This window comes from Variovorax sp. TBS-050B (assembly GCF_029893635.1).
Lineage (GTDB): Bacteria > Pseudomonadota > Gammaproteobacteria > Burkholderiales > Burkholderiaceae_C > Variovorax.
This window is the reverse complement of sequence record NZ_JARXYR010000002.1, coordinates 1,109,402-1,124,424: the sequence shown is the minus strand read 5'-3', so window position 1 is coordinate 1,124,424 and position 15,023 is coordinate 1,109,402. Positions and strand designations below refer to the sequence as shown.

The window sequence follows — 15,023 nt, the reverse complement described above, 5'->3', positions numbered from 1 at the left end:
TTATCGCGCGGAACGCCGGGCCTCCTCGCGCGCCAGCGTCTCCCCATGGTGTGCGGGTGCTTCCCATCCGCCGCCCAGCGCCTTGTAGAGCGCCACCAGGGTGGTGTACGAAGCGGCCTCGGCTTCGGCCACCGCGTCCTGCGCGCGCAGCAGGGTGCGCTGCGCATCGAGCAGGCTCAGGTAGGAGGCACCGCCCTCGCGGTAGCGCACCTCGGCCAGCGCGGCGGCACGCGCGCTGCGCGCCGCCGCCTGCACGAGCGATTGCAGGCGCTGCTGGTTCTGGCCGTAGCCGGCGAGGGCGTTCTCCACCTCCTCGATGGCGCGCAGCACCGTCTGCTCGTAGCGCGCGCGTTCGCCGTCGGCGCGCGCCTGTGCGCCGCGCACGCGGGCCCGGGCCGAACCCAGCCGCAGCGCCGGTCCAGCTCAGGCCGGGGGTCACGCTGAAGGCACGGCTCGAGGCGCTGCCGAGGTCCGAGCCACGCAGCGCGACGAAGCCGAGGAAGCCGCCCACGTCGAGGCGCGGATACAGCGCGGCCGTGGCGGCGCCCACGTCGGCCGTGCCGGCCGCGAGCGCGCGCTCGGCGCTCGCCACGTCGGGCCGGCGGCGCAGCAGTGCCGCCAGGTCGCCGATGGGCAGGCGCTTCTCGAGCACGCGCAGGGGCTGCGGCTGGAGCATGGGCGCCAGCTCCGACGGCTGCAGTCCCGCGAGCACGGCCACGCGGTGGGCGGCCTGTCGGCGCGCGGTCTCGAACACCGGCACCTGGGCCTCGGTCGCCGAGAGGTTGGCCTGCGCGCTCGCGAGTTCGCCTTCGAGGCCGCGGCCGGTCTGCACCTGTGCCTCGGTCACGCGCAGGCCCGCGCGCAGGCTGTCGATGGTGCCGCGCGTCACCGCCAGGCGCTGCTCGGCGCCGCGCATCTCGTAATAGCTGCGCGCGAGTTCGGCCACCGCCACGATGCGCACCTGCGCGAGGTCCGCCGCCGACGCCTCGGCGCGCGCGGTGGCGGCCTCGTCGAGCCGCTTGAGCCGCCCGAACAGGTCGATCTCCCATGCGGCGTCGAAGCCTGCGCGGCTGCTCTGCGCGAGCGTGCGCGCCTCGGCGGGAATGCCGTTGCCCTGTGCGATGCCGCGCGTCGTGTCCGCGCCGAAGGTGACGGCGGGCAAGCGGTCGAGCCCGGCCTCGGCCTGCGAGGCGCGGGCTTCGCGCAGCCGGGCCTGCGCGATGCGGATGTCGTGGTTGGCGGCGAGCGCGCGCTCGATCAGCGCATCGAGCTGCGGATCCTCGAGCTGGCGCCACCAGTCGCGCTGCACCGCGTCGCTCGCGAACAGTGCGCGCTCGGGCGCGGCGATGGCGACGGGCGTCTCGTCCGGCGGTGTGTAGGTCGGCCCGACGGCACAGCCCGCGAGGGCCAGCGCGAGCACAGCGAAGCTGAAAGTACGGACCGTCATCGTCATGCGCCTTCCGCGGCCAGGGCCTGCTCGAGTTCGGCGGCGCGCTGCGAGCGCCCCGCGGCGCGATGATCGCGTGCGAGCAGCGTGTACATCGTGGGCAGCACGAACAGCGTGAACAGCGTGCCGACCAGCATGCCGACCACGATCACCAGCCCGATGCTGAAGCGGCTGCTGGCGCCCGCGCCGCTCGCGAACAGCAGCGGCACCAGGCCCACCACCATCGCGGCGGTGGTCATCAGGATCGGGCGCAGCCGGATGCGCGCCGCCTCCTCGATGGCTTCGCGCCGGCCCAGGCCCTTGTGCATCTGGATCTCGTTGGCGAACTCCACCATCAGGATGCCGTGCTTGCTGATGAGGCCGATCAGCGTCACCAGTCCGATCTGCGTGTAGATGTTGATGGTCGCGAAGCCCAGCGCCAGCGGCACCAGCGCGCCGCAGATCGACATCGGCACGCTGATCAGGATGATGAGCGGGTCGCGCAGGCTCTCGTACTGCGCCGCGAGCACCAGGTAGATCACCACGATCGCGAACACGAAGGCCAGCACCAGCGCCGAGCCCTCCTGCGTGAACTGGCGCGCGTCGGACTGCCAGTCGTAGCTGAAGCACGCAGGCAGCTTCTTCGCCTCTTCGCTCAGGAAGGCCACCGCGTCGCCCATGGTCACGCCGGGCATCGGAATCGCCTGGAAGGTCGCGGCATTGAGCTGGTTGAATTGCGTGAGCTTGTTGGGCCCGACGCTGGTCGACAGCTGCACCAGGTTGGCCAGCGGCACCGGCTGGCCGCTCGCGCTCTTCACGAAGTAGCGCGACAGCGCCTCGGCCGTGAGGCGCTGCTCGCGCGGCGATTGCGGGATCACGTCGTAGGAGCGGCCGTCCATGCCGAAGCGGTTGACGTAGTTCTCTCCCACCAGCACCGCCAGCGTGTCGCCGATGGCCTTCATCGTGACGCCCATGCTGTTGGCCTTGGCGCGGTCCACGCGCACCTCCGTCACGGGATTGTTGAACTCGAGGTCGCTGTCGACCACCGCGAACTTGCCGCTCTCGCGCGCCGCGGCCTTGAGCGTTTCCATCGCCTCGAACACCATGCGGTGGTCGCCCGCGCTCTTGAGCACCATCTGCACCGGCAGCCCGCCGGTCGAACCCGGCAGCGAGGGCAGCTGGAAGGCGAAGATGTTGCTGCCCTCGACCGCGCCCATGCTGGCCTGCACCTCGTGCTGGATCTCGTCGGCGCTGCGTTTCCTGTCCTTCCAGTCGGAGAGCTGCACGCCGCCGATGCTGTTGGCCACGCCGTCGGAGCCGTTGATGAGCCAGCGGCCGGTGTTTTCCGGCAGGGCGGCGAACACCGCGTCCCACTTCTGTCCGAACTTCTCGACGTAGTCGATGTTGGCATGCTGCGGCGACTTGATCGCGGTGAGCACCATCGCCTGGTCCTCGCCGGGCGCGAGCTCGCGCTGCGCCGCGTTGTAGAGGAAGGGCAGGCTCAGGAGCACCGCCGCCGCCAGCGCGCCGGTCACCCACCGGTGGTGCAGCGACACGTCGAGCAGCCGCCCGTAGCCGCCGGCGAGCCGGTGGAAGAAGGCCTCGGCGCGGCGCGCCATGCGGCTGCCCGTGGCGTCCTGCGGCAGCAGGAACGAGCTCATCACCGGCGACAGCGTGAGCGCGATCACGCCCGAGACCACCACCGCGCCCGCGAGCGTGAAGGCGAACTCCTTGAAGAGCGAGCCGGTGAGCCCGCCCATGAGGCCGATCGGCGCATAGACGGCGGCCAGCGTGAGCGTCATCGCGATCACGGGCCCCGCCACCTCTCGCGCGCCGATCAGCGCGGCCTGCACGCGCGACCTGCCTTCCTCGATGTGGCGGTGCACGTTCTCCACCACCACGATCGCATCGTCCACCACCAGCCCGATCGCGAGCACCATCGCCAGCAGCGTGAGCAGGTTGATACTGAAGCCGAACAGCAGCATCAGCGCCGCCGCGCCCAGCATCGACAGCGGAATGGTCACGACCGGGATCAGCACCGCGCGCAGCGACCCGAGGCACAGGAAGATCACCAGCACCACGATCGCGATCGCCTCGAGCAGCGTCTTCTGCACCTCGTCGATAGACGCCTCGATGAAGCGCGCGAGCTCGAAGGGCAGCTGCACCTCCACGCCCGGCGGCATGTTGCGCTCGATGTCCGGCAGCAGCTCGCGGATGCGCTTCACGATCACCAGCGGATTGCCGTTGGGCGCCGCCTGCAGGCCGAGGTAGATGGCGCGCTCGCCATCCATGGTGGCGCTGCTGTCGGCGCTGGCGGCGCCGAGTTCCACCGTGGCCACGTCGCCGAGGCGCACGATCGCGTCCCCTTCGCGCTTGACGACCATGTCGCGGAACTCGGCCACGCTCGTCACGTCGGTGTTCACGCGGATGTTCGACACCACGTAGAGCCCCTTGACCTGGCCGGGCGCCGCCTGCACGTTGTTCTGCCGCAGCGCCTCGGCCAGCTCGCCGGCCGAGATGCCGCGCGCGGCCATGCGGTTGGCATCGAGCCACACGCGCATCGCCAGCGTCTGCCCGCCCGACACCTCCACCCCGGAGACGCCCGGAATCGATGCGAACTGCGGCTGCACCACGCGCGAGAGATAGTCGGTGAGCGCGGGGATCGGCATCGTGCTGCTCGAGAAGCCGACGTAGGCCACCGCGGTGGCCTCGCCCGATGACTTGAGGATCACCGGGTCGAAGGCCTCGGGCGGCAGCCGGTACTTGACCTGGCTCACCTGCGCCATGGCCTGCGTGAGCGCCTGGTTGGCGTCGGCGTTGAGCTTCATGCGCACGCTGATGACGCTGCGGCCCAGCGTGGAGGACGAGGAGAGGTAGTCGACGTTCTCGATGGTCGCCACCGCCTGCGCGATCGGCTGCGTGACGAAGCCCTGCATCAGCTCCGGCGAGGCGCCGGGGTACTGCGTGGTGATGGTCAGCGTGGTGCTCTCGGTCAGCGGGTACTGGCGCACCGGCAGGTCGCCGATGGCGCGGGCGCCGAGCAGCAGGATCAGCGTGCTCACCACCAGCGCCAGCACGGGCCGGCGCACGAAGAGGTCGGTGAACTTCATGGCCGGGGCTCCGCCAGCGCGAGCGTGTCCTGCGCGGTCGGCGCCACCGCCGCGCCGCTGTACAGGCGCAGCTGGCCCGAGGTGACGACCCTGTCGCCGGCCTTCAGGCCCTGCTCGACCACCACGCGGCCGTCCTGCCGCTCGCCCGTCTTCACGAACACCTGCTGCGCGGTGAAGCCGCCGTTCTCGCCCGGGCGCACCACGAACACCGAGTCGCCGTGCGTGCTGTAGGTGATCGCCGTCTCGGGCACGGTGATCGCGTCGGCGCGCGCGGGCAGCGCGACCTTGCCGTTGACGTACATGCCGGGTGTGAGCGCAGCGTCCGCGTTGTCCACCGTGGCCTGCAGGCGCACGGTGCGGGTGTCGCTGCCGATCTGGGGCTCGATGGCGCTGAGCCTGCCCTCGAAGACGCGGCCCGGATGCGCATCGGCCGAGAGCATCACCGCCTGGCCGCGCCGCAGCGCCGGCAGTGCCGTCTCGGGCAGCGTGAGGTTGGCGAGCAGGCTGCGGGCATCGGTGAGCGACACCAGCGGATCGCCCGCGCGCACGAACTGGCCGAGGTTCACGCGCCGGATGCCGAGCACGCCGTCGAACGGTGCCTTGATGCGCTTCTGCTCGGCCAGCGCCTGCACCCGCCGCAGCTCGCCGCTGGCCTGATCGAAGCCGGCCTGCGCCTGTTCGAGCTGTTCCTGCGTGGCCGCCTGCTGCGGCAGCAGGCGGCGGGTGCGTTCGAGCAGGGCCTTCGCATTCGCGCGCTGTGCGGCGAGCCGTTCGAGGTCGCCCTGCTCGGGTGCGTCATTGAGCTGCACCAGCAGTTGCCCGGCGCGCACTTCGGCGCCGGGCGTGAACAGGATCTTCGCGACCCGGCCCTCGACCTCGGCCGGCACCTCGACCTGGCGCCTGGCTTCGAGCGTGCCGATGCCGCTGAGAAAGCGCGGCATCTGCGTCTCGCGCGCGGCTGCCACCGCCACCTTGACCGGCGGCATGCCGCCGCCTTGCGGATCGGCCGGGCCGGTCCCCGTTGCCAGGCGCCAGCCCGCCGCACCCACCACCAATGCCGCAAGCGCGGCCAGGAGCCCGACCCTCGATCGTGTGTTCATGTTCGATTCGTATTTATCAAAGCATCTACTTTGATTATTCAGTGATGCCGGAGGAACTGTCGAGCAGGACGGCGCAATGACCCTGGTCGCAGCGGGCCATCCCGCGGCGCGCGGTTCCCGGCGCCCGGATGAAGACGTTCGATGGGCGCGTGTTGTGACGCGCGGCGGGCTGCCCGGGCCCCGGGTCCGCTACCCGGCCGCAGCGGGTCCGAACCAGGTGGTCAGCGCCTGCAGGAGCCCCGTGTCGGCCGAGTCGCCGACCCATGCCACATGCCCATCGGGCCGGATCAGCACGGCCGTGGGCGCGCTCACGGCGCCGAGCACCGGCAGTTCCCAGGCGCCGGCGTAGCGCGCATCGACGACCTGGACGCGATGGCCGCGCGCGGCGGTGTCGAAGCTGCCGCGCGCGCCGAGATTCAGCAGCACGGGGCGGGCGGCGTGAAGCAGGGTGAAGAGCCGCAGCGGACTGCCGTCGCCGACCGGTTCGAGATCGAGGTCGGGCATGCGGCGGCCCAGCAGCGGATGGCCCTCGCCCAGGTCGTAGCGGATGTCGAGGCCGGACATCATCCCGGCGAAGCGCCGCCGCGGCTCGTCCATGCCCAGCAGTTCGGACACGGTCTCGCGCAGGGCCTCCATGCGGTCGTCGAAGCGCATCAGCGCGACCTGCGCCATCGTGTTGCGCAGCACGCGGGCCGCCACCGGATGGCGTTCGGCATGGTAGGTGTCGAGCAGGCTCTCGGGCGAGGTGCCGTGCACCACCTGCGCGAGCTTCCAGCCCAGGTTCACCGCGTCCTGCACGCCGGTGTTGAGGCCCTGGCCGCCCATCGGCGAATGAACGTGCGCGGCGTCGCCGGCCAGCAGCACCCGGCGGTCGCGGTACGCGGCGGCCTGGCGCGTGGTGTCGGTGAAGCGCGTGATCCAGACGGGGCTGTGGATGCCGTAGTCCGTGCCGTAGACGGCGACGAGGCGCTCGCGCAGGTCCTGCAGCGTGGGCTCGTTGGTGTTGCCCACCTCGGGCTCGGTCAGCATGACGCCGACCATGCCGCCCGGCTTGTAGACGATCTTGCCGTCGCGCACCTCGTAGTCGATCTTGCCGATCGCATGCATGCCCGAGGCGGTGCGGCGCACGCCGGTTTCGGGCTCCTCGGTCATCTCGACCTCGGCGAGCAGCGCGCTCGTCGAAGCATCCCAACCGGGAAAGTCGATGCCGGCGGTCTTGCGGATCACGCTGCGTCCGCCGTCGCAACCGACGAGGTACTGCGCCCGCAACGCATGACCGTCGGCCATGTGGACGTCGACGCCGCCGGCGTCCTGCGTGAAGCCGGTCACCTCGCGGCCGCGGTGGAAGGTCACCGGCAGCTCGGCCACCCAGCCGGCAAGGATGCGCTCGACGTGCTTCTGCCAGAGCGCGAGCCCGTAGTTGTGCCGCGTCGGAAAGTCGCTGATGTCGAAGCGCGTGACCGCAAAGCCGGTGACCTGCGCCACCTGCCCCTCCGCGAGGAAGCGCTCGACCACGCCGCGCTGGTCGAGCACTTCCAGCGTGCGCGAGGACAGCCCGCCCGCGCGCGAACCGTGGAGGCGCTGGTCGGGCCGCCGCTCGACCACCGCGACGTCGACGCCGGCCAAGGCCAGCTCGGCCGCGAGCATCAATCCTGTGGGGCCGGCGCCAACGACGACGACGGCGTGCTCGGTCATGGAGGGGTGCATGTCTCGACGCGTCCGGTTCGGTCTGCGGAAGGGCGGCCGTCCATTACACAACAGCCGCGTTGCAAACCCTCGGCGCCCCGCCATTTACGCTTTCTTTACGCCCCCGCCGCGAGTCTTTCCCCCGTTTTGACGCCCATCTGCCGAGACTGCGATCCATCGTTTTTGATGATTCGCAGGAGTGATGCATGGACATCGTCTGGATGGGCGCCTTGCTGGCGCTGTGGGCCGCAGTGGCGGCCCTGGTCGTGGGCCTGGACAGGCTCGACGCGCCGAAGCCGACCGCGGCCTCGGCCGTTCACGGGGAGAACGCATCGTGATCGGCCTCGAAGCCCTGTACGGCTTCGGCGCACTCATCGCCGTGGTCCTGTTCGCGTACCTCGTGTTCGCGCTGATCTGCGCCGAGGCGTTCTGAGATGGCCGCCTCCGCCTGGGCCCTGCTGGGCCTCTTTCTCGCCGCGCTGCTGGTGCTGGCCTGGCCGGTGGGCCGGCTGCTTGCCGCGGTCTGCGGCGAGCGCGTGCCGCGCTGGATGGCACGCGTCGAGGCGCCGCTCTACCGCCTCGCGGGCACCGCGCCCGCGCAGGCGATGCACTGGCGCCGCTATGCGCTCGCGCTGCTGGCCTTCAATGCCATCGGCGCGGTCTTTCTCTACGCGCTGCAGCGGCTGCAGGGCGTGCTGCCGCTCGATCCCGCGGGCATGGGCGCGGTGTCGCCCGACTCGGCCTTCAACACGGCGGTGAGCTTCGTCACCAACACCAACTGGCAGGGCTATGCGGGCGAAGCCACGATGAGCCACCTCACGCAGATGCTCGGCCTCGCGGTGCAGAACTTCTTCTCGGCCGCCACCGGCATCGCGGTCGCCTTCGCGCTGATCCGCGGCTTCGCGCGGCGCGGCGAGGGCGGCGCCCGCGGCGTGGTCGGCAACTTCTGGGTCGACCTCGTGCGCATCACGCTGTGGGTGCTGCTGCCGCTCGCCTTCGTGCTCGCGCTGCTGCTCGCGGGCCAGGGCGTGATCCAGAACTTCGATGCGCCGGTGCTCGTGCATCCGCTCGAAGCCGCCCCGGGCGGCACGCAGGCGCTCGCCATGGGGCCGGTGGCTTCGCAGGAGGCGATCAAGATGCTCGGCACCAACGGCGGCGGCTTCTTCAACGCCAACTCGGCGCATCCGTTCGAGAACCCGACCGCGCTCGGCAACCTGATGCAGATGCTCGCGATCTTCCTGATCCCCGCGGGCCTGTGCTTCGCCTTCGGCCGCGTGGTGGGCGACATCCGCCAGGGCTGGGCGGTGCTCGCGGCGATGACGGCGATGTTCGTCGTCGCCGTCGTGGTCGTGGTGCATGCGGAGCAGGCGGGCAACCCGCTGCTGGCGCCGCTCGGCGTCGACCAGGTGGCGGGCGCGCTGCAGAGCGGCGGCAACATGGAGGGCAAGGAAGTGCGCTTCGGCATCGATGCCTCGGCGCTCTTCGCGGCCATCACCACCGCGGCCTCGTGCGGCGCGGTGATCTCGATGCACGACTCGTTTACCCCGCTCGGCGGCATGGTGCCGATGGTGCTGATGCAGCTCGGCGAGGTGGTGTTCGGCGGCGTGGGCAGCGGGCTCTACGGCATGCTGGTGTTCGCCGTGCTCGCGGTGTTCATCGCGGGCCTGATGATCGGCCGCACGCCGGAGTACCTCGGCAAGAAGATCGAGGTGCGCGAGATGAAGCTGATCGCCATCACCATCCTCGTCACGCCGGTGCTCGTGCTCGCGGGCACCGCGGTGGCGGCGCTGGCCGGCGCGGGCCGGGCCGGCATCGCGAACCCCGGCGCGCATGGCTTCTCCGAGGTGCTGTACGCGCTGAGCTCGGCCGCCAACAACAACGGCAGCGCCTTCGCGGGCCTCTCGGCCAACACGCCGTTCTACAACGCGCTGCTCGGCCTGGCGATGTGGTTCGGCCGCTTTGCGGTGATCGTGCCGGTGCTGGCCATCGCAGGTTCGCTCGCGGCCAAGCGGCGCCTGCCCGCCACCGCCGGCACGCTGCCCACGCACGGGCCGCTGTTCGTCTGCCTGCTGATCGGCACGGTGCTGCTGGTCGGGCTGCTGAACTACGTGCCGGCGCTGGCGCTCGGCCCCATCGTCGAACACCTCGTGCTCTGGAAATGAACGGAAGGAGCGCACCATGACAACACACACACCCACTTCTCTTTCGCTCTTCGATGCCGCGCTGCTCAAGCCGGCGCTCCGGGGCGCGGTCGCCAAGCTGAGCCCGCGCGCGCAGTGGCGCAACCCGGTGATGTTCATCGTCTACGTCGGCAGCATCCTCACCACGCTGCTGTGGCTGCATTCGCTGCGCTTTCCGGGCGACACCGGCATGCGGCCGGCCTTCGTGCTCGCGGTCGCCGTATGGCTCTGGTTCACCGTGCTGTTCGCCAATTTCGCCGAGGCGCTGGCCGAAGGGCGCAGCAAGGCGCAGGCGGCCTCGCTGCGCGGCCTGCGCAAGGACACCTGGGCGAAGAAGCTGGTGGAGCCGCACAACGGGAGGAAGTGGCTGCCCGAGCAGGCGCCGAACCTGCGCCGCGGCGACGTCGTGCTGGTCGAAGCCGGCGATGTGGTCCCGCTCGACGGCGAAGTCATCGAAGGCGTGGCCTCGGTCGACGAGAGCGCGATCACCGGCGAATCGGCCCCCGTGGTGCGCGAATCGGGCGGCGACTTCTCGGCCGTGACCGGCGGCACGCGGGTGCTGTCCGACTGGCTGGTGGTGCGCATCGCGGTGAACCCGGGCGAGTCCTTCCTCGACCGCATGATCGGCATGGTCGAGGCCGCGCGGCGCCAGAAGACGCCGAACGAGATCGCGCTCACGATCCTGCTGGTGGCGCTCACGCTGGTGTTCCTGACGGTCACGGTCACGCTGCTGCCGTTCTCGGTCTTCAGCGTCGAGGCCGCGGGCGCGGGCACGGTGGTGTCGCTGACCGCGCTGGTCGCGCTGCTCGTGTGCCTGATCCCGACCACCATCGGCGGGCTGCTCTCGGCCGTGGGCGTGGCCGGCATGAGCCGCATGATGCAGGCCAACGTGATCGCGACCTCGGGCCGCGCGGTCGAGGCCGCGGGCGACGTGGACGTGCTGCTGCTCGACAAGACCGGCACCATCACGCACGGCAACCGCCAGGCGAGTGCCTTCCTGCCCGCGCCGGGCGTGAACCGGGCCCGGCTCGCGCATGCCGCGATGCTGGCCTCGCTCGCCGACGAGACGCCCGAGGGCCGCAGCATCGTCGAGCTCGCGCGGCGCGAAGGCATCGCGTCGGAGGAGGTCGAGGGGGCCCGCTTCGTCGCCTTCACCGCGCAGACGCGCATGAGTGGCGTCGACCTGCCGGCCGCGGCCAACAGCCTCGATGCCGACCCGGTCGTGCTGCGCAAGGGCGCGGTCGATGCCGTGCGCCGCCACGTCGAGGCGCAGGGCGGCAGCGTGCCCGCCGAGGTGCTGCGCGCCGCCGACGAGGCCGCGCGCCGCGGCAGCACGCCGCTCGCGGTGGCCGAGGGTGCGCGCCTGCTCGGCGTGGTCGAGCTCAAGGACATCGTCAAGACCGGCATCAAGGCGCGCTTCGCCGAACTGCGCCGCATGGGCATCCGCACGGTGATGATCACGGGCGACAACAAGCTCACGGCGGCCGCCATCGCGGCCGAGGCCGGCGTGGACGACTTCCTCGCCGAGGCCACGCCCGAGGACAAGCTCGCGCTGATCCGCAGGTACCAGTCCGAAGGCCGCCTGGTCGCGATGACCGGCGACGGCACCAACGACGCGCCGGCGCTCGCGCAGGCCGACGTGGCGGTGGCGATGGGCAGCGGCACGCAGGCCGCGAAGGAGGCCGGCAACATGGTCGACCTCGACTCGAACCCGACCAAGCTGCTCGAGGTGGTGGAGACCGGCAAGGCGCTGCTGATGACGCGCGGCTCGCTCACCACCTTCTCGATCGCGAACGACGTGGCGAAGTACTTCGCGATCATTCCGGCGATCTTCGTCTCGACCTATCCGCAGCTCGGCGCGCTCAACGTGATGCGGCTCGCGAGCCCGTCGTCGGCCATCCTGTCGGCCGTGATCTTCAACGCGCTCGTGATCGTGTTCCTGATCCCGCTCGCGCTCAAGGGCGTGCGCTACCGGCCCGTGGGCGCGGCCGCGCTGCTGCGCCGCAACCTCGCGATCTACGGCCTCGGCGGCCTGGTCGTTCCCTTCGTCGGCATCAAGCTGATCGACTGGCTGCTCGCGGCGGCCGGCCTGGTCTGAGGAGACTCCATCATGTCGAACAACAATTCCGACGACATCGGCAGCGGGGGCGTGCTGCGTCCCGCGATCGTGCTCTTCGCGCTGCTGGGCGCGCTCACCGGCCTCGTCTATCCGCTGGCCGTCACGGGCGCAGCCAGGGCGCTGTTTCCGTCGCAGGCGGCCGGCAGCCTCGTGGTGGTCGGCGGCCGCGCCGTCGGCTCGGCGCTGATCGGGCAGAACTTCGTCGACCCGAAGCACTTCTGGGGCCGGCCCTCGGCCACCGCACCGCAGCCCTACGACGCCCGCGCCTCCGGCGGCTCGAACCTCGGGCCGCTGAACCCGGCGCTGGTCGACGCGGTGCGGGCGCGCGTGGCAGCGCTGCGGGCCGCCGATCCGGGCAACGCCGCGCCGGTGCCGGTCGACCTCGTCACTGCCTCGGCCAGCGGGCTCGATCCGCACATCAGCCCCGCGGCCGCGCACTACCAGGCGGCACGCGTCGCGCGCGTGCGCGGGCTGCCGCTCGCGCAGGTGGAGGCATTGATCGCGCGCCACACCGAGGTGCCGCTCGGCGGACTGCTCGGCGAGCCGCGCGTGAACGTGCTGGCGCTCAACCTCGCGCTCGACGGCGTGCCAGCGCCGCCCGCGCGGTAGCGGGAGCGCCGCCATGCGCTAACCTGCGGACCCGCCGCCATGTCCGACACGCGCCCCGACCCCGACGCCCTGCTTGCGCAACTGCGCAGCGACGAGGCGCGCGCGCAGCGCGGCAGGCTGCGCATCTACTTCGGTGCCAGCGCCGGCGTGGGCAAGACCTGGGCGATGCTGAGCGCGGCGCAGCGCGAGCGTGCCGCAGGGCGCGACGTGCTGATCGGCGTGGTCGAGACCCACGGCCGCAGCGAGACCGCCGCGCTGCTCGCGGGCCTGCAGCTGCTGCCGCTGCGCGAGGTCGACCACCGCGGCCGCCGGCTCGCCGAGTTCGACCTCGACGCCGCGCTGGCGCGCAAGCCCGCGGTGCTGCTGGTCGACGAGCTGGCCCACACCAACGCGCCCGGCTCGCGCCACGCCAAGCGCTGGCAGGACGTGCAGGAGCTGCTGGCCGCGGGCATCGAGGTCTGGTCCGCGCTCAACGTGCAGCACCTCGAAAGCCTCAACGGCACCGTGGGCGCGATCACCGGCGTGCGGGTGCACGAGACCGTGCCCGACAACGTGCTCGACGAGGCCGACGAGGTGGTGCTGGTCGACGTCACGCCCGACGAGCTCACGGCGCGGCTCGCGGCCGGCAAGGTCTACCTGCCGCAGCAGGCGGAGCGCGCGGCGCAGAACTTCTTCCGCAAGGGCAACCTGATCGCGTTGCGCGAGATCGCACTGCGCCGCACCGCGGAACATGTGGAGGACGACGTGCGCGGCTGGCGCGTCGAGCAGTCGGGCGCGGCCCACGGCGGCCCGGGCGGGCTGCAGGCCTGGAACACCTCGGGCGCGATCCTCGCGTGCGTGGGGCCGCACGAAGGCGCGGCGCAGACGGTGCGCACGGCGGCGCGGCTCGCGGGCCAGCTCAACGTGCGCTGGCATGCGGCCTACGTCGAGACGCCGCGGCTGCAGCGGCTCGCGGCCGATGCGCGCGACCGGGTGCTCGCGGTGCTCAAGCTGGCCGAGGAACTGGGCGCCGACACCGCCGTGCTCACGGGCGCGGACGTGGCCGAGCAGCTCGCCGAGCAGGCGCGCCGGCTCAACTGCGCCACGCTGGTGCTCGGCCGGCCCGCGCCGCTCGCCGGCTGGCGCCGCTGGTGGTGGCCCGCGCGATCGCTGCCGCTCGCCCGCGCGCTGGCCGAGCGCGCGCCCGCGCTCGACATCCTCGAAGTGGGACAGGCCGGCAGTTCGCGCCGCCTTGCGCGGTCGCCGCTCGGCGGCATCCTCGCGGCCGACGCCGAGCACGACGACCGGGCCGCGCGCCACTGGCCCGGCTATGCCTGGGCCGCGGCCACGAGCGTGGCGCTCACGCTGGTGTGCATGCCGCTCGCGCATGTGCTGGATCTCGCCAACATCGTGATGCTGTTCCTGCCCGGCGTGGTCGGCGTGGCGATGCGCTTCGGCCGCGGGCCCTCGGCACTGACCGCGCTGCTCAACGTGGCCGCGTTCGACTACTTCTTCGTGCCGCCGCGGCTGTCGCTCGCGGTGAGCGACCTGCAGTACGTGCTGACCTTCATCATCATGCTCGGCGTCGGCCTGCTCGTGGGCCAGCTCACCGTGGGGCTGCGCTTCGCGGCGGGCGTCTCGACCAGCCGCGAGCGGCGCGCGCGCTCGCTGTTCGAACTCACGCGCGAGCTGTCGGCCGCGCTCGAGAGCGCGCAGGTCGTGGCGCTCGGCGCCGCGTCGGTGCAGGGCCACTTCGGCGGCCATGCGCTGGTGCTCGCCACCGATGCCGCCGACCAGCTGGTGCGCCCGGACGATCCGCCCGAGGGCTTCGACATGCAGGTGGCCGACTGGGTCTTCCGCCACGGCCAGCCCGCCGGGCTGGCCACCGCCACGCTCGCGGCGCAGCCCTGGCACTACGTGCCGCTGCGCGCGCCGATGCGCGTGCGCGGCGTGCTGGCGCTCGCGCCCGCGCAGCCGCGCTGGCTGCTGATCCCGGAGCAGGCGCAGCAGCTCGAGACGCTCGCGCGGCAGATCGCGATCGCGCTCGAGCGCGTGCACTACGTCGAGGTCGCGCAGCAGGCCGTGGTCGAGATGGAATCGGAGCGGCTGCGCAATGCGCTGCTCGGCGCCATCTCGCACGACGTGCGCACGCCGCTCACCGCGCTGATCGCGCTGGCCGAGTCGCTGCAGTCCCTGCCGCCGGAGGAACACGCCCAGGCGGCGCGCGCCATCGTCGCGCAGGCGCACGAGCTGCACGCGCTGGTCAACAACCTGCTCGACATGGCGCGGCTCGAAAGCGGCATCGCCGGCGGCGCGGTGAACCTGCGGCGCGACTGGCAGTCGGTGGAGGAGGTGGTGGGCTCGGCCATCCGCGCGGCGCGCACCGCGCTCGGCCGCACGGTGGTGCAGACCGCGCTCGCGCCGGCGCTGCCGCTGGTCGAGTTCGATGCGGTGCTGATCGAGCGCGTGCTCGTCAACCTGCTCGAGAACGCCGCCAAGTACGGCGCGCCGCCCGTCGTCGTCGGCGCGCGCGCCGAGCCCGGCGTGCTGGTGCTGAGCGTGCGCGACCATGGCCCGGGCCTGCCGGCCGCGGTGGCGGGCCGCGAGCACCGCCTGTTCGACAAGTTCACGCGCGGCGACAGCGAGTCGGCCACGCCCGGCGTCGGGCTCGGCCTCGCGATCTGCCGCGCGGTGGTGAGCGCGCACGGCGGCGAGATCGGCGCGCGCAACGCCCCGGGCGGCGGTGCAGAATTCACCGTCCGGCTGCCGCGCCGCGAACCGCCCGAGCCCGCCGAGGCCGCCCTCTGAACCTTC

General features: G+C 72.0%; 9 protein-coding genes and 1 pseudogene. 6 read left to right on the top strand and 4 right to left on the bottom strand.

Features of this window, described 5'->3' with window-relative positions:
* The 4 genes and pseudogenes from M2165_RS08360 to M2165_RS08345 form a co-directional block, all read right to left on the bottom strand.
* Positions 1-1,453: pseudogene (locus tag M2165_RS08360) on the bottom strand (efflux transporter outer membrane subunit).
* On the bottom strand, positions 1,450-4,536 hold the full coding sequence (locus M2165_RS08355; protein WP_280814194.1) for a MexW/MexI family multidrug efflux RND transporter permease subunit: 3,087 nt from the start codon (positions 4,534-4,536) through the stop codon (positions 1,450-1,452). The pseudogene M2165_RS08360 and the gene M2165_RS08355 overlap by 4 nt, the downstream one beginning before the upstream one ends.
* Entirely contained in the window at positions 4,533-5,636 is a 1,104-nt protein-coding gene (locus tag M2165_RS08350) for an efflux RND transporter periplasmic adaptor subunit (RefSeq protein ID WP_280814193.1), read from the bottom strand. The genes M2165_RS08355 and M2165_RS08350 overlap by 4 nt, the downstream gene beginning before the upstream one ends.
* 189 nt (positions 5,637-5,825) lie before the next feature.
* Complete coding sequence (locus M2165_RS08345) at positions 5,826-7,331, bottom strand: FAD-dependent monooxygenase (protein ID WP_280814192.1); 1,506 nt, start codon at positions 7,329-7,331, stop codon at positions 5,826-5,828.
* Between the two features lie 197 nt (positions 7,332-7,528).
* Here M2165_RS08345 and M2165_RS08340 point away from each other — a divergent pair, with 197 nt between their 5' ends.
* Genes M2165_RS08340 through M2165_RS08315 form a run of 6 tightly spaced genes read left to right on the top strand, consistent with a single transcriptional unit; the run spans position 7,529 to position 15,017 of the window.
* Entirely contained in the window at positions 7,529-7,660 is a 132-nt protein-coding gene (locus tag M2165_RS08340) for a hypothetical protein (RefSeq protein WP_280814191.1), read from the top strand.
* A complete protein-coding gene (gene kdpF, locus M2165_RS08335) occupies positions 7,657-7,755 on the top strand; it encodes a K(+)-transporting ATPase subunit F (RefSeq protein ID WP_280814190.1) in 99 nt (32 codons plus the stop codon). Before M2165_RS08340 ends, kdpF begins: the two co-directional genes overlap by 4 nt.
* A 1-nt stretch (position 7,756) precedes the next feature.
* A complete protein-coding gene (kdpA, locus tag M2165_RS08330) occupies positions 7,757-9,484 on the top strand; it encodes a potassium-transporting ATPase subunit KdpA (RefSeq protein ID WP_280814189.1) in 1,728 nt (575 codons plus the stop codon).
* A gap of 16 nt (positions 9,485-9,500) precedes the next feature.
* Positions 9,501-11,600: a potassium-transporting ATPase subunit KdpB gene (gene kdpB / locus M2165_RS08325; protein WP_280814188.1), complete on the top strand. Its 2,100-nt coding sequence runs from the start codon at positions 9,501-9,503 to the stop codon at positions 11,598-11,600.
* Positions 11,601-11,612: 12 nt separating this feature from the next.
* The gene (kdpC, locus tag M2165_RS08320) at positions 11,613-12,230 is read left to right on the top strand and encodes a potassium-transporting ATPase subunit KdpC (RefSeq protein WP_280814187.1); all 618 of its coding nucleotides are present in this window, start codon (positions 11,613-11,615) and stop codon (positions 12,228-12,230) included.
* 39 nt (positions 12,231-12,269) lie between these two features.
* Positions 12,270-15,017, top strand: coding sequence for a DUF4118 domain-containing protein (locus M2165_RS08315; protein WP_280814186.1), 2,748 nt, complete (start codon positions 12,270-12,272; stop codon positions 15,015-15,017).
* The last annotated feature ends 6 nt before the right edge of the window (positions 15,018-15,023 follow it).